The sequence below is a fragment of the Magnetococcales bacterium genome, assembly GCA_015232395.1.
Classification (GTDB): Bacteria; Pseudomonadota; Magnetococcia; order Magnetococcales; family JADFZT01; genus JADFZT01.
Window position 1 is genome coordinate 1 of the sequence record JADFZT010000019.1, and the last position, 15,274, is coordinate 15,274.

Genomic DNA, 15,274 nt, shown 5'->3' on the forward strand with positions numbered 1-15,274 from the left:
AGCGGTAGCCGAAGAGGCTGAAGAGGAAGCGGTAGCCGAAGAGGCTGAAGAGGAAGCGGTAGCCGAAGAGGCTGAAGAGGAAGCGGTAGCCGAAGAGGCTGAAGCAGAAGGTTGGGGGCCTTCTGAAGAAGAGGAGCCTGAAGAGGAAGCGGTAGCCGAGGAGCCTGAAGAGGAAGCGGTAGCCGAGGAGCCTGAAGAGGAAGCGGCATCCGAAGAGGCTGAAGAAGATTGGGGGCCTTCTGAAGAAGAGGAGCCTGAAGAGGAAGCGGTAGCCGCAGAGCCTGAAGAGGAAGCGGTAGCCGCAGAGCCTGAAGCTGAGGTGGAGGAGGAGGAAGTGGCTGAGGCCCGGGAAGCAGGCTCTGAAATGGAAGAGAAGCCGGAAGAGCCGGAAATTGTGCCGGAGATGGTGGCTGCCCTCGCTGCTCTGGAACCGGAAGAGGAAGAAGAGGCCGATCAGGCAGAGGAGGAAGAGGAGTCTGACCTGGAGACCGTTGTGATCGCGCCGGATCCTGAGCCGGAAGAGATGGATGAACCGGCTGATTCCCAGGGGGATGAGGAAGAGGCGATTCCTGCTGAGGAAGCTGTGCCGGAAGAGGAACCGGTTGAGGTTGAAGAAGCTGTCGCCGAAGAACCGGAGCCAGAGGAAGAGCCTGTGGTTGAGGAAGAGCCTGTCGTGGAAGAAGAGCCCGTAGAGGAAGCGCCACAGGAAGCCCCGGCGGATCCGGTATGGGGCGAAGAGCCACCAGCTGCTGAGGAATCGGCTTCGCCGGAAGCGGATTGGGATACGCCTGTCGTGGAGAGCGATGGGGAAGAGAGCGCCGCTCCCACCCAGGAGGAAACCTTTGATGCCGACTCCCAGGCCGCTCCTGCCTTGACCTCGGAGCAAGTGGAGCAGGTTTACGGTCCCCAGGTGCGCGAAGCGGTACGCAAATTGACCCAAAACGTTCTCAAGGAGATGCTGCCCGATCTTTTGGAAGAGGCCGTTCGGGAAGAGCTGGAACGCATTCGTAAGGGTTTGTCCTGACGCCTTCAAGAAGGGCAGACACTCAAATGACGGCGGTATTTTTCGTGATTGAAAAGTGCCGCCGTCGGAATTTCATCACGCCAAACGGATTCCATCAAACATGACAGAAACAAGCTTGCCCAGCAGTTATGAACCAGCAGGGGTTGAAGAACGCTGGTACCGCACGTGGGAGGAAAACGGCTGGTTTGCCCCCAAGGCAGAGAGCCCCGATGGGGGGGATGAGAGCTACTGCATCATGATTCCCCCGCCCAACGTGACCGGCTCCCTGCACATGGGACACGCCTTCCAGGACACCATCATGGATGGCCTCATCCGCTATCACCGGATGAAAGGCAAACGGACCCTTTGGCAGACCGGTACCGACCACGCAGGTATCGCCACCCAGATGGTGGTGGAGCGTCAACTGGAAGCCCAGGGGGTGAGCCGTCACGATTTGGGGCGGGAGCAGTTTATCGAACGGGTCTGGGAGTGGAAGGCCACTTCCGGTGGCACCATCGTCTCCCAACTGCGCCGCATGGCCGCTTCCTGTGATTGGTCCCGGGAACGGTTCACCATGGACCGGGGGCTCTCCAATGCCGTCCGGGAGGTGTTTGTCCGTCTCTATAATGAAGGGCTTGTCTATCGGGGCAAGCGGCTGGTCAACTGGGATCCGGTACTCCACACGGCGGTTTCGGATCTGGAGGTGATCTCCGAAGAGGAAAACGGCCACCTCTGGCACCTGCGCTACCCCCTGGCCGACGGCTCCGGCCATCTGGTCGTCGCCACCACCCGTCCCGAAACCATGCTCGGGGATAGCGCTGTGGCTGTCCATCCCGAGGATGACCGCTATAAAGATCTTATCGGTAAAGAGGTGCTGCTTCCTCTCGCCGAACGTCCCATCCCGGTGATCGCCGACGACTATGTCGATCCTGAGTTTGGTTCCGGGTGCGTCAAGATCACCCCGGCCCACGATTTTAACGACCATGAGGTGGGAAAGCGTCACGATCTGCCCCTGATCAATATTTTTACGGTAGATGCCAAGATCAACGACCAAGCCCCCGAAGCCTACCGGGGGATGGATCGCTATGCCGCCCGCAAGCAGATTGTCGCCGACCTGCAAGCCCGGGATTTGATCGAAAAAATCGATCCCCATCGTCTGATGGTGCCCCGGGGGGATCGCTCCAAGGCGGTTGTCGAGCCCTATCTCACCGATCAGTGGTTCGTCAAAACCGAAGGGCTCGCCAAGGATGCCATCGCAGCGGTGGAGGATGGTCGCATTCAATTTGTCCCGGAAAACTGGGACAAGACCTATTATGAATGGATGCGTAACATCCAGGATTGGTGTATCTCCCGGCAGATCTGGTGGGGCCATCAGATTCCCGCCTGGTATGGCCCCGATGGTTATCTCTTCGTCTGCAACTGCGAAGAGGAGGTCTATGAGCTGGCCGCCGAGCATTACGGCAGGCCGGTCTCCCTCACCCGGGATCCGGATGTTTTGGATACCTGGTTTTCTTCAGCTCTTTGGACCTTCTCCACCCTGGGTTGGCCTGCCAACACCCCGGAGTTCAAGGCGTTTCATCCCACCAGTGTGCTGGTGACCGGTTTTGACATCATCTTTTTCTGGGTCGCCCGGATGATCATGATGTCCCTGAAGTTTACCGGTGAGGTCCCTTTCCACAAGGTCTACATTCATGGCCTGGTGCGGGATTCCGAAGGGCAAAAGATGAGCAAATCCAAGGGCAATGTTTTGGATCCCCTGGATTTGATCGACGGCATCGATCTGGAAAGCCTGGTGAAAAAGCGCACCGGCAACATGATGCAGCCCCACCTGACCCAAAAAATCGAAAAGGCCACCCGCAAGGAGTTTCCCAAGGGGATCCCCTCCTTCGGCACCGACGCCTTGCGCTTTACCTTCGCTTCCCTCGCCACCATGGGTCGGGACATCACCTTCGACCTGGGTCGGATCGAGGGGTATCGCCATTTTTGCAACAAGCTCTGGAACGCCGCCCGCTTTGTGTTGATGAACACCGAAGGCAAGGGGTGTGGCGCTGGTCGGGATGAACTGCTCCTGGGGGCTGCGGATCGTTGGATTCTCTCCCGCCTCCAAGGGGTCAAAAAAGAGGTCGCTGCCGGGATTGAGGAGTATCGCTTCAACGATGCGGCCAGCTCCATCTACCAATTTCTCTGGGGCAGCTATTGTGACTGGTATCTGGAGATGGTCAAACCGGTGCTTTATGCCGATGACGGGGAGGGGGGGGGAGAGCGCGCCATCGCTGTTCGCAACACCCTGCTCACGGTTTTTGAAGAGTCCCTGCGCCTGCTCCATCCCCTGATGCCTTTTATCACCGAGGAGCTGTGGCAAAAGGTGGCCCCTCTGATCGACCGCTCCGGTGACACCATCATGCTGGCCCCCTGGCCAGAGCCCCAGGAAATTTTGGTGGATGCCGAGGCTGAAGAGGAGATGGCTTGGGTGATGTCTTTCGTCACCGCCGTGCGTACGGTGCGCAGTGAGATGAACCTCCCACCAGGCAAAAAACTGCCGGTGCTGGTCACAGGGGAAGAGCAGGCTGTGGATCGCCTCCAGCGCCATGAAGGTTTGATCAGCGTTTTGGCTCGCCTGGAATCCTGGGAAAACCTCTCTGGAGAGCCCCCCGAGGGGAGCGCCGCCGGCGTGGTGGATGGGCTCAGACTGTTCATTCCCCTGGCTGGGCTGATCGATGTGGAAGCCGAGGCGGCCCGTCTGGAAAAGGGGCTTAAAAAACTGGATAAGGATCTGCAACGCGTCCAGGGTAAACTGAAAAATCCCAATTTTCGCGCCAAGGCCAAGCCCGAAGTAGTAGCGGGTGAAGAGGCCAAGGAGCGGGAATTCGTCGAAAAACGGCAGGGGCTTGCCGAAGCCCTGAAACGCCTGAACTCACTTCGGAGTGGCTCATGATTCCTCCCTGGTCGGATATTATCAAAAACGCCTTGGCCCAGGATGTGGGTCGGGGGGATATTACCACCAACCTGCTGGTTTCTGCCGGGCAAAAGGCGGAAGCGGAACTGATAGCCCGAGAGGATATGGTGGTCTGCGGGTTGCCGGTGATGTCCGAGGTGTTTCAAATATTGGACAACCGGATCCGCATGCTTCCGGAACAGCCCGATGGGGCCGGGGTGTTGGCGGGCAACACCATCTGCACCCTGCGGGGACCGGCCCGGGGGATGTTGACCGGGGAGCGGGTAGCGCTCAATTTTTTCCAAAATCTTTCCGCTGTCGCCACCCTGACCCGGCGCTTTGTGGAGAAGGTGGAGGGGACTGGCGCTCGAATTGTGGATACCCGCAAGACCACCCCGGGCCTCAGGCTGCTGCAAAAATATGCGGTGCGCATTGGGGGTGGATTGAACCACCGTATGGGGCTTGATGACGGGATTTTGGTCAAGGAAAACCACATTGCCCTGGCTGGCGGCATCACCGAGGCGGTGCGGCAATTGAGCGAGGGGCTTTCCCACCTGCATCGCATTGAGGTGGAGTGTGAAAATCTGGATCAGGTCAAAGAATCCCTGGAGGCTGGGGCCCACGTCCTGATGCTGGATAACATGGACCTGAAAACCATGCAGAAGGCGGTGGATATCGCTGGAGGCAAGGTGCTGCTGGAAGCGAGTGGCAACATCAACCTGGATAATGTCCGCGAAGTAGCTGAAACCGGAGTGGATCTGATCTCCGTGGGTGGGCTCACCCACAGTGCGGGCAGTAAGGATGTTACGCTCCTCATCCGGGTCTAGGGAAGCGATTCTCACCCGCTTGCGGGCTGGGAATGGCGAACTGCTCTCCGGTACCACTCTGGCACGGGAGCTGGGTATCTCCCGGATGGCGGTCTGGAAGCGTATCGAAGCTCTGCGCCGGGAAGGGTATGGGATCGAAGCCGTTCGCCGAAAGGGCTATCGCCTGGTGGCTGAGGTGGATGCGCTGACGCCTGATTGCGTCACCCCCCTGTTGCCTGACGGGCTTTTTCGCCCCGACCTCTATCGGTTTTATGGCAAAACCGGTTCCACCAACGATCTGGCGGTCCAGCTCGCCCGGGGTGGGGCTGGGGAAGGCACGGTGGTGGTGGCTGACCGGCAAACCCAAGGCCGGGGCCGTCTGGGCCGGGTCTGGAGTTCTCCCCCTGGTATCAATCTCTATTTTTCCCTGGTTTTAAGGCCCCCCCTGGAACCGCGATTTGCCGCACAATTGACCCTCCTGGCCGGTCTCGCTCTGGGCGAGGCCATCACTCTGGCAGGGGTCAGTGGCATCACCATCAAATGGCCCAACGATCTCCTCCTGGGAGGTCGCAAGCTGGGGGGAATTCTCACCGAGATGGATGCAGAGCCTGATCGGGTCCGCTTCGTGGTGGTGGGGGTGGGGGTCAACGTCAATGGCGATGAGAAGAGCTTTCCTGCGGAACTTCGGGATCAGGCGGTCTCTCTTTTGACGGTGGATGGTCGGCGTTTTCAGCGGGCCACACTCTTGGCATCATTCCTGAAGGTGTTTGAAAAATGGTACCACTGCTATCGCCAGGAAGGATTTGCCCCGGTGCGGCAGGGATGGCTGGCCATGGCCCGCATTCAAGGCCGCCGGGTAGAGGTCAATCTCCTCCGGGAACGTTTTATCGGTCGGGCATTGGATATGGATGGGGACGGTTTTCTTCTGGTGGAGCGGGAGGATGGCGTTGTCAGCCGGGTGGTGGCTGGAGATGTCACCCTTCTCGAACCAAAGTGAGGTTTTATCATGTTGTTGGTGGTTGATATCGGCAACACCAACATCGTTCTCGGGGTCTACCGGGGGCTGGAACTCACCCGTCATTGGCGTATTGCGACCCATCTGGAGCGCACCGGTGACGAATATGGCATTTTGCTGGCCCAATTGTTGCATTCTGCTGAAGTATCCCTGGATCGGATCTCCGGGGTGATCATCTCCAGCGTCGTGCCACCAGTACAGGCCGCCATTGTGCGGGCCATCAAACGTTATCTGGGGGTTTCGCCGTTGTTGGTGGGGCCAGGCTTGAAAACCGGTATGGCCATCCATTACGAAAACCCCAAGGAGGTGGGCGCCGACCGCATCGTCAATGCAGTCGCTGCCTATGCCCGGGTAGGGATGGCCTGTATCGTGGTTGATTTTGGAACGGCGACGACATTCGACCTGGTTGATTCGAAAGGAAATTATCTCGGGGGGGCCATTGCTCCGGGATTGGGTCTGTCCATGAATGCCCTGTTCGAAAAAACCGCCAAGTTGCCCCGGGTGGAGTTTAGCTATCCAGATCAGGTGGTGGGACGGGATACGGTGAGTTCCATGCAGTCCGGGGTTTTTTGGGGCTATGTGGGGCTTGTGGATGGACTTATCGAACGAATGGCCAGGGAGTCCGGCTTCGACACGGTGCGGGTGATTGCCACCGGTGGGCTGGCCAAATGGATCGCTTTGGAAAGTGGGCGGATCGAAATTGTGGATGAGTTTCTGACACTCACCGGATTGCGACTGCTCTACGAGAGGAACCGGTAATGGTGGCCCTAGCAGTCAATATGTCGTCAGCTGGCCGTTTTCTGCCTGGTGTGGCGGGGGTTCTTTTTTTGGGTATTGCAGCGGCAGCTCTTCTCTCTGGCGGTGGAGATGAGGAGTCTGGAGCTGTTTGGGATGGTCCGCCGGTCCCCGGCAAGCAGATGGCCCTCCCCGGCAAGCCTGAAGGGGGAGAGCCCATTCAGACCGCCCAGAGCCAGGTCAAGCCCCGGCCAAAACGGCCCCGAACCCAGGCCACTCCAGCCAAGCCGCCAGAGCCGCCTGCAGCCGTTGCGACGACTGCTCCGGTTCAGGCCTCTCCCGGCAGGGTTGTCCGGACAGTCCCCTTGGCTGCGATTGTCAAACCCTCTTCTGCCAAGCCTGTGGAAACAGCCGCGCCAGCGGTAGCCGAGAGCGGTTTTGTGGTGCAGGTGGGCAGCTTTGTCCTGCAAATGGGGGCGAACAGCATGATGGCTCAGCTCTCCCAAAATGGCTTGAACCCCCAGATCAAGGAGATGGTGGAGTCGGTTCCCTTGAATAACGTCCAGGCAGGTCCCTATAAAAGTCTGGAGGCGGCCAAGGAGGCGGAAGCCAAGCTGAAGGCGGGGGGGTTTGTGGTTCAAGTTGAGGAGACCTGGGAGGGGCACATTATCTCCCTCTCCAAATCCATCCTGCTCTCCTATGCCATGGAAGATCTGGTTCGGGCCAGGGATTTGGAAGTCTCTCCCTTGCGCATGGTTAAGGTGAATGCTGATCTACCGGTTCGCAAGGTGATTTTGGGGCCGTTTCCAAAGCAGAAAGAGGCTCGGGAGATCAGTGAAGAGGTGGCGGGTATGGGGATTGCTGTGCCAGTGGTCAAATCCTGGCCCTTTTCGGGTTCCTGATTCCTGGATTCTTGAGGCGTATTGAGCACAAGGGGTTGACAGGCCTTTTTAGAAAGCTAGAATGAATCCCCTTTTTGGCGGGGTAGCTCAGTTGGTTAGAGCTGTGGATTCATAATCCATGTGTCGGGAGTTCAAATCTCCCCCTCGCTACCAAAAGTATTATAACGGCCTGGATGCTTCTGTATCCGGGCCGTTTTTACTTGAGCCTTCAATCCGGGGTTTTTATGTTTTGAAATTCAGCGGCCATCCCTGTTTGCCTCCTCACTTGCCTGATCGTCAGGGGCTGTTTTCAAACCACTCCACCCACAGGGAGGCATCCTTCCTCATCATTCCAAATTCCAGTACCGCTGGTATCCAGGTGTGATCCTGATAGAGAGGGCGTACAAAACAGTGGGTTCCGGGATTGTCTGCGCAATGGTTTTCCATGGTGCGGTAACGTTTTCCAGCCTCCGACCAGCCCCGATTGAGGGGTTTGGCTTGGGGGAATAGATTGACGTCCATGCCGCCTCCCATGGAGTGGGCGATATAGTGGCCTTTTTCATAATTTTCAGGAAAAACTTTCTGGGTAGGACCGATAAATCCCCTCTGCCGGTTGGTGTCCCGGGCTTTGCCTGTGGTGTGAGACCGGCCATGAACACCCACCACCCGATCCTCTGTTTCCGGGATCCCCTCATCAGGATCGAGGCTTAATCGTTCCGCTGCCAGATCGAACAGCGTAAAAAATCCCACATCCGCCTGAAATTCATAAATATTAGCCTCTCCTCCGGTCATCTGCCTGTAGTGGTGGATCCAGATTTGGGACGCCTTGGCTATGAATCGCCTCCAGGAATCCTCCAGTAGCGCTGTCTGATTTTCCAAAAGCAATGACTCATAGTCGATGCTGAATTGGGAAAACCGTTTATGCAGTGTCTGTTTCATCGGCCTCTCTCCATTTCCTGGATTCGTCGATATCTCTGAAACAAATCAGGTCTGAACCTCTTCAGGTCTGGATGGTTTTTCTACCACACCAGGAACTCCAAGGACATTTTGTCGGGGTAGTTTTGAATTGGAAATAAACAGGCTTATTTGCCAATGGGATGCACTCCATTTCAGGCTGAAGATATCTGCAAAACGGTGGGTTTGACCAAGGTATTATGGCTGAAGTCCATCATCTTTATCTTCTCTCCACCCTTTCCCCATACTCTCCCGAATCTTAGTGAAATCCTCAATTGATTGGAGTTTTGACATGGGAAATCGAGTGGCTGTCGTGATTAAGGAAGGCCGTTTTGTGGCGCTTCCACCAGGTGAAGGGATGATGGATGCGGGGGGGACCAAAGTGGGTGGTGCGGGAGATCGCCGGTTTGAATCGGTCTCCACCGATATCATCAACGAAAGAATTCCGGATGCCGGGGTGACGGTGGAAGGGGTGCTGGTGAAGGACGGTTTGGTGGTTGGCCGGGATGTGGCGGTGGATGGTGCCAAGCTGGATGGCATTGAGATGGCTGCCACGGCGGACCAGACCGGCGCTGAGATCAAAACCGCCTACGAAGCCGAAGCCGACACCAACGCTTTCACCGACGCTGAACAAACCAAGCTCGCAGGCATCGAAGCAGCTGCCACGGCGGATCAAACCGGCTCTGAGATCAAAACCGCCTACGAAGCCGAAGCCGATACCAACGCTTTCACCGATGCTGAACAAACCAAGCTCGCAGGCATCGAAACTTCTGCCACGGCGGACCAGACCGGTGCTGAGATTAAAACCGCCTACGAAGGGGAAACCGACACCAACGCCTACACTGATGCGGATAAATCCAAGCTGGCGGGCATCGAAGCTTCTGCCACGGCGGACCAGACCGGCGCTGAGATCAAAACCGCCTACGAAGGGGAGGCTGACACCAACGCTTTCACCGACGCTGAACAAACCAAGCTCGCAGGCATCGAAGCTTCTGCCACGGCAGATCAAACCGGCGCTGAGATCAAAACCGCCTATGAGGGGGAAGCCGACACCAACGCCTACACTGATGCTGATCAAACCAAGCTCGGTAATATCGAAGCAGCTGCTGATGTCACCGATGCCGTCAACGTAGCGGCAGCCGGGGCGGTGATGGATGGAGATTTTGCTGCCAACGGTCAGATGGAACGCACCGGGGCTGGCAGCTATACCACGATTCTCAACAAGCGGGACGCTACCGTAGCTCCAGCTGCCAGTGATGATTCCGGTTCGGGCTATGCCATCGGTTCTTCCTGGATCGATGTGACCAACGACAAGGCCTACGTCTGTCTGGATGCCACGGCTTCTGCTGCCGTATGGAGTGAAACCACCGCTGGAGCCGGTGGCGGTATTTCCGACCTGGTTGACGACACCACCCCCCAGCTGGGCGGGGATCTGGATGCCAATGGTCATGATATCAATATGGGGAACGGCCTCGTCTCCAGCCCGGAAATCAAGGATTACAGCTCCACCCTGGTGGATCATGGCACTGTTTCTACCACCTCCACTGTCACCCTCGACTATTCCGCTGGCAACCGCCACAAAATCACCGTCTCCGGCACCCCGACAATTACTGTGCGTACCTCCAACTGGCCTGCAAGCGGTAAGGGCGGGGAGATGCATCTGATCGTTGAGGATGGAGGGCTCGGCACTTTTGTCTGGGAGCTTGAAAGCGGCAACAACCCCCCCGTGTGGGAAGATCATAACGACCCGGTGCTGGCCTATGATGGGCGCAACCGGATTATCATGTTTTCTGAAGATGGAGGTGTCACCGTGGATGCTTTGAAGTCTGGACCCTTGTGCGCAACCCCCTCAGGCCTGGTGGACCATGGCACGATCTCCACTACTTCTACCGTCACCCTTGATTATACCGCCGGTCTGCGTCACAAAATCACAGCTTCCGGCTCTCCCACAATCACCGTGCGCACTTCCAACTGGCCCGCTGGTGGCAAGCATGGTGAGATGGAACTAACCGTTGAAAATCAAGGAAACGCCGTTTTTGTTTGGGAGCTTGAGAGTGGCAACAATAGACCGTCCTGGAAAAATGGTATCCTACCCCCATGCTCTGAAATGTCTCGAAGTTTTATTGCGATGCGGTCGGATGACGGAGGCGTGACGGTTAATGCCGAGTATTCGGACGGTTATTGGACCTTGGGTGAGACCGCCACGGTTGAAAGTGTGACCTCTACATCTACCGCTGGAAGTATCACCACCATGACTTTAACGATGCCGAAAGTCAGGCCAGATGGTCGCGTGTATGTTTGTATAGCGGCTAAAGATGGTACTGGCAACTGGTCAGATATTCCGAGTCATTTTAACGAGATTTACAGTGACAACAGCAATAATGCAGGTAATAGGATGGGGGTATGGTGGTGGGTTGGTGATAATGAGCCAGCTACCTATGTTTTTTCACATGATGCTGAAGCTTCAGCCAATGTGGTCTATCAAATAAGGGGAGCTGATCTTGTGTCTCCAATTGATGAAATATCAGCTTCTTATAAAACTTCCAGCCAGACGGTGAATGCCCCCAGCGTTACCACGACGGTTGATAGAAGTGTTGTGTTGTGGGGTGCTACCGCTGAAGGTGGTTTTGCTTCAACTCCTGGAATTGAAGATCAAGAAGGGTATTCTGCAGGGTGCGGTTATGCCATGTCCCATGATGAGGGGCCTGATCCCGCAGGTGCTACCGGGGTCGGAACGTTTACCCTGAATGGGACGGATAAGGATGCTTTTGCCTTGGCTGTAGCCATTAAATAGATCCTGTTGGAGAGGTCCATTGGCAGGGTAAATAATCTGTTAGATGTACGGATGTTTGAAAAAAAGGGCTGGGATTGTTTCCTGGCCCTTTTTTTATGGCGTAGCTGGGAAAGCCTGTTGCCATATGGCTGTACTCATTTGATGATATGTCAAGGAAAAGATGGTAAGGCGCATATGAACTGGATATATTGTGAGTCGTGAAATTTGCAGGCCAGCTGTTTGGGGTAAAATTAAAATATGGATTGCAACGAACTTTATCATTCCATCTGTGGGTTGGCCTGAAGAGGCTGTTGAAAAAATGATGATATTCAGGTTATTGACGCCATTCTCTTTGTCTGTCATATGGTAAGGCGTTTTGCAAAAAAAACAGGTCCAAGGAGGTGCATCCATGAAACAAACCAATCCCCCCTATGATCGTTTCAGCCTGGAAGAGGCCAACCAGCTCGTTGCGCAGGATTACGATATCCATTTTTGGCAGTTTATCATTCAGCAAATAAATGACGCGGAAATTCGTTTTGATGAGGCTAAAGAGCAGATCGTGTGCCCTGGCTTCATTCCATTCAAGGAGCTGGCTCTGGAGGTGATTGCCGATCTCGATCCAGAGGTGATCAGCTGTTGCCGGGTGTGTGCGTACTACTTTGATATCAATCAGGAAGAAGGCATTTTTTGTGATCCCGCCAATCTGGAAGGGCTCATCTGTAAATCCTGTTCTGAAAAAATCACTGCCCGGGACTATTATGAAAAATTTATGGTCACTTGAAAATGGTCAGGCCTCGTTGCGAAAATAACATGTGGGTGTGGCTGAAATATGCTTCAGATGAATTGCCAGATGATTTTTTTAAAAAACAATGTTGAAATCATCCTCTGTTTTGATATGATTGGTGCGATTCATTAATCGTGTCCGGCTTGAAAGCCTCAAGGAGATAAAAATGGGAAGTGGTAAGAGTGTGACAGCAGAATCCCTGACAGCGTATGTCCGTAAAGTTCCAGATGATCTTTGGAATGCGTTTCAGGATATGGTCGAAGAAGAAGGGCAGCAACGAGAGGCAAACCTGCGCAACAAAGCCAAGGAAGCCATCAAAGAGGCCGCCGCCAAGTTTGGCTTTAAGGCCGAAGAGTTGATCGATTCCAAAACCTTGGCCCCCGTGTCGGAAGATGACAAAATTCCCGCTTCGGCACTGAATCTACTGAAAGAACTTTCTCCCGCCGGATTGTTTAATGCGGATGCTTCTGAAGATCATCAGTGGTTTCATAAGCCCAAAGGGGCCAAACGCTGGACCCGGGTTCGTCCCTGGCTGCGGGAGGAACTTTTGCGGATCAAATCGGAAAAAGGCCGTTTCACCACCGAGGCACTCTCCGAATTGAAAGATAAATATCCCCCCAAATAGTGCTTTGGGTTCGCTGTTGAAGGCACATCTCCCAGGGAGTCTCTATCACTCCCATTCCGGGAGGTGCTGCCCAAACAGCCTGAAGCGTTCTAATCTTTGTTGTTTTGCCTCTCCTCTCTTTACGCAGGTCAATCCATGTCTAAAGTGACTATTTATCATAACCCCCGCTGCAAAAAATCCCGGGAAGGTTTGGCTCTGTTGCAGGAGGAGGGGATAGAGCCCGAAGTGGTTCAATATCTGAAAACGCCCCTTGATAAGCCGGGGCTGGAAGAGCTTCTCACCCTCTTGGGCCTGGAACCCCGGGCGTTACTGCGCAAGCAGGAGGCGGCCTACAAGGAAAACAATCTGAAGGATCCCGCTCTTTCCCGGGATGCCTTGATTGAGGCGATGGTCGCCCATCCCAAGCTGATTGAGCGGCCCATCGTGGTGGCCAACGGCAAGGCGGTGTTGGGGCGCCCCAAGGAAAATATTCTGCAAATTCTCTGACACGGACCCTTCCTTGTGTTCGCACTGGCAGGGGATTTTTATCGAATTCCCTCCAAGACCGAATGTGGGGCCGTAAACCCTTCCAAGGCCGAACGTGGGGCCGGGTTAAGCTTGGAGGCCAGCCATGCTCGCCGTCATCTCCCCTGCCAAAAAGCAGGATTTCTCCGCCGATTTATCCCAGACTGCCCACACCCAGCCACAGCTTTTGGCAGAAACCCGTCTTCTGGCTGAAATAATGCGCCGTCATGACCAGGAGAGCCTCATGAAACTGATGAAAATCAGTGCGCAGTTGGGGGCTCTTAACGTCGAACGATTTCAACGCTTTTCCCCGATACACACCTTGAAAAACGCCAAGTCCGCCCTTTTTGCTTTTCAGGGGGATACCTATGTGGGGCTTGAGAGTCGCTCTTTTGATGAAGAGGATCTGGCTTTTGCCCAGGCGCATTTGGGTATTCTCTCTGGTTTTTATGGCTATTTGCGCCCTTTGGATCTGATTCAGCCCCATCGTTTGGAGATGGGCACCCGGCTTGAGACTGAGCGGGGAGGCAATCTCTACGCTTTTTGGGACCATCGGGTGACGGAGGTGATCAATGGGATGTTGGTGGCTTCATCGGGATCTTGGCTGATCAATCTGGCTTCCACGGAATATTTCAAGGTGGTGCGTGGGGCGCATCTCCAAGGCCGGGTTTTGACGCCTGAGTTCAAGGAGGAGAAAAACGGTCAGCTCAAGGTGATCGGGATTCATGCCAAGCGGGCGAGGGGGGCTATGGCCCGCTTCATGATCCAAAACCGTCTTACCGATCCTGAGGGGCTGCAGGCCTTTTCTGAGGGGGGCTATCGCTATCAACCCGAGCTTTCGGATGAGGCGCGTTGGGTGTTTGCCCGTTGATTGGGGAGCCGGTTTTGATGCCGGCGGGGATCCAGAAAGTCCAGCGCAAATGTGGCCGATTTTTGTGATACTTTCAGCCTGCGCTGGATATTTTGAAAGGTTGATTTTTTTTGGAATAAACTTTACCTCCCATGGATTCCCGCCTTCGTTGGGAAAAACACCTCAAGGGAGGGTGTGTCTGATATTCAGCTGGAATGGCTATATTTTTCCAGATTTTTCTTCTCTTTCTGAAAAAAAGCTTCCTGACTTTCCAATGGCTGCCATTCATGGGAACGCACCTTCATGGCAAAAGGGAGCGTTTTTTTCTGAAAGGGTGCAAGCTCTGTTTTTAAAGGGAGTGGTTGTGCATATTCCCTTTCCCTCTTTGCCTTCTTTTCCTCCTTCAGCGTGATTTCAATAGATCTTTTTTGATTTCCGAAACGCGTTTGGTGGCGATATCCCGCAGGTGGATACGGTCCGCTTCATCCTTGCCGAGCACTTGGCTGACACTCACCCATTTATGGCTGATTTGGGCAAACCGATCCCAAAACTGTTTGGGAATGATTCGGTTGCCCTCTTTATTAAAGCTGAACATATAGGCTTCCCGGGGGTAGACCTGGAAGAAGAGTCGCACCTGCCCCACGGTGGTGGGGGTGATGGTGAAGGATTTGCCTTTGCCGGTCGCTTTTTTGTGGAAGGCTTCGGCAATGGAAAAGAGCACATCCCCATTGGGTGCGGGAAACACTTTGAACAGCTTTTCTGTGCCATCGGCAATATTCGTGGCGTTGTCGTAGGGGTCTTGCCAATGACGGGCGATGGGGTGGAGTTTTTTGGCAAAGCCTGGGATCTCCCGTTTGGGGGGTCTGGTTTTTTCCCCTTTTTGATCCTTCTGCGGGGTGGTGGCCGGTTTTGTTTTTTGGCCGGGAGCAGGAACGGACGCTTCCTTCGTGGCCATGGCCACGGAAGTGGTGAGAGCAACGCCTGTTTTTTCCTTGATGGCAGCAGTGGAGGTTTCTGAAGGGGGTTGACTGGTTGTGGCTTTTCCCAGGGCGATCTGTTTGGCTGTTTTCAGCAGTGGTTCCCCGGGCTTGACCGCTGTGGGGGAAGGGGAGGGAGACGATTTTTCGGTTGCGGGCAGTGTGGGGGATTCAACCGTTGCGGTAGCGGCTTGAGTGCTCTCTTGGATATCGACTGGTTTCTGAGAGGTGCCGGGTTTTGGCATCGCCATCAGTTTGGCGATCATCTTGGACCTGGCTTTTGACTGGGTATCTGTTTCGGCTAGGGCTTTGGCTTTCGCCTCAGCCGCCGCTTTTGCTTTAGCCTCCACCTCAGCTTGGGCTTTAGCCTTAGCCTGGGCTTTTGCTTGTGCCTCCGCTTTAGCTTGGGCCTCTGCTTTAGCCTTAGCTTCC

The 15,274-nt window shown here is 55.1% G+C and carries 14 protein-coding genes and 1 tRNA gene; 13 read left to right on the forward strand and 2 right to left on the reverse strand.

Going from position 1 to position 15,274, the window contains the following annotated elements; all coding sequences use genetic code 11:
- The 7 genes from HQL52_07540 to HQL52_07570 form a co-directional block, all read left to right on the forward strand.
- A partial coding sequence (locus HQL52_07540; protein MBF0369290.1) for a hypothetical protein occupies positions 1 to 1,024 on the forward strand: 1,024 nt, incomplete at its 5' end.
- 115 nt (positions 1,025 to 1,139) lie between these two features.
- Positions 1,140 to 3,938 carry a valine--tRNA ligase gene (locus HQL52_07545; protein ID MBF0369291.1) on the forward strand — a complete coding sequence of 933 codons (2,799 nt, stop codon included), beginning with the start codon at positions 1,140 to 1,142 and terminating at the stop codon, positions 3,936 to 3,938.
- Entirely contained in the window at positions 3,935 to 4,765 is an 831-nt protein-coding gene (nadC, locus tag HQL52_07550) for a carboxylating nicotinate-nucleotide diphosphorylase (protein ID MBF0369292.1), read from the forward strand. The genes HQL52_07545 and nadC overlap by 4 nt, the downstream gene beginning before the upstream one ends.
- Positions 4,740 to 5,741, forward strand: coding sequence for a biotin--[acetyl-CoA-carboxylase] ligase (locus tag HQL52_07555; GenBank protein MBF0369293.1), 1,002 nt, complete (start codon positions 4,740 to 4,742; stop codon positions 5,739 to 5,741). Before nadC ends, HQL52_07555 begins: the two co-directional genes overlap by 26 nt.
- Positions 5,742 to 5,750: 9 nt before the next feature.
- The gene (locus HQL52_07560) at positions 5,751 to 6,518 is read left to right on the forward strand and encodes a type III pantothenate kinase (protein MBF0369294.1); all 768 of its coding nucleotides are present in this window, start codon (positions 5,751 to 5,753) and stop codon (positions 6,516 to 6,518) included.
- Positions 6,518 to 7,396, forward strand: a complete 879-nt coding sequence (locus HQL52_07565) for an SPOR domain-containing protein (protein MBF0369295.1) — start codon at positions 6,518 to 6,520, stop codon at positions 7,394 to 7,396. The genes HQL52_07560 and HQL52_07565 overlap by 1 nt, the downstream gene beginning before the upstream one ends.
- Before the next feature lie 76 nt (positions 7,397 to 7,472).
- A tRNA-Met gene (locus HQL52_07570) sits at positions 7,473 to 7,549 on the forward strand.
- Between the two features lie 123 nt (positions 7,550 to 7,672).
- On the opposite strand, the gene HQL52_07575 is transcribed toward HQL52_07570, so the two are convergent.
- Positions 7,673 to 8,314 (reverse strand): DNA/RNA non-specific endonuclease, encoded by a 642-nt coding sequence (locus HQL52_07575; protein MBF0369296.1) that lies wholly within the window; start codon positions 8,312 to 8,314, stop codon positions 7,673 to 7,675.
- A 307-nt stretch (positions 8,315 to 8,621) separates the two neighbouring features.
- Here HQL52_07575 and HQL52_07580 point away from each other — a divergent pair, with 307 nt between their 5' ends.
- The 6 genes from HQL52_07580 (at position 8,622) to HQL52_07605 (ending at position 14,277) form a co-directional block, all read left to right on the forward strand.
- The gene (locus tag HQL52_07580) at positions 8,622 to 11,123 is read left to right on the forward strand and encodes a hypothetical protein (GenBank protein ID MBF0369297.1); all 2,502 of its coding nucleotides are present in this window, start codon (positions 8,622 to 8,624) and stop codon (positions 11,121 to 11,123) included.
- Between the two features lie 388 nt (positions 11,124 to 11,511).
- The gene (locus HQL52_07585) at positions 11,512 to 11,883 is read left to right on the forward strand and encodes a hypothetical protein (GenBank protein ID MBF0369298.1); all 372 of its coding nucleotides are present in this window, start codon (positions 11,512 to 11,514) and stop codon (positions 11,881 to 11,883) included.
- Between the two features lie 169 nt (positions 11,884 to 12,052).
- Entirely contained in the window at positions 12,053 to 12,511 is a 459-nt protein-coding gene (locus HQL52_07590) for a hypothetical protein (GenBank protein ID MBF0369299.1), read from the forward strand.
- 135 nt (positions 12,512 to 12,646) lie between these two features.
- Positions 12,647 to 12,997 carry an arsenate reductase (glutaredoxin) gene (gene arsC, locus HQL52_07595; protein ID MBF0369300.1) on the forward strand — a complete coding sequence of 117 codons (351 nt, stop codon included), beginning with the start codon at positions 12,647 to 12,649 and terminating at the stop codon, positions 12,995 to 12,997.
- A gap of 124 nt (positions 12,998 to 13,121) precedes the next feature.
- On the forward strand, positions 13,122 to 13,886 hold the full coding sequence (yaaA, locus tag HQL52_07600; GenBank protein ID MBF0369301.1) for a peroxide stress protein YaaA: 765 nt from the start codon (positions 13,122 to 13,124) through the stop codon (positions 13,884 to 13,886).
- Positions 13,876 to 14,277 (forward strand): hypothetical protein, encoded by a 402-nt coding sequence (locus HQL52_07605; GenBank protein ID MBF0369302.1) that lies wholly within the window; start codon positions 13,876 to 13,878, stop codon positions 14,275 to 14,277. Before yaaA ends, HQL52_07605 begins: the two co-directional genes overlap by 11 nt.
- On the opposite strand, the gene HQL52_07610 is transcribed toward HQL52_07605, so the two are convergent.
- Entirely contained in the window at positions 14,269 to 15,108 is an 840-nt protein-coding gene (locus HQL52_07610) for a hypothetical protein (protein ID MBF0369303.1), read from the reverse strand. The genes HQL52_07605 and HQL52_07610 overlap by 9 nt on opposite strands.
- Between the last annotated feature and the right edge of the window lie 166 nt (positions 15,109 to 15,274).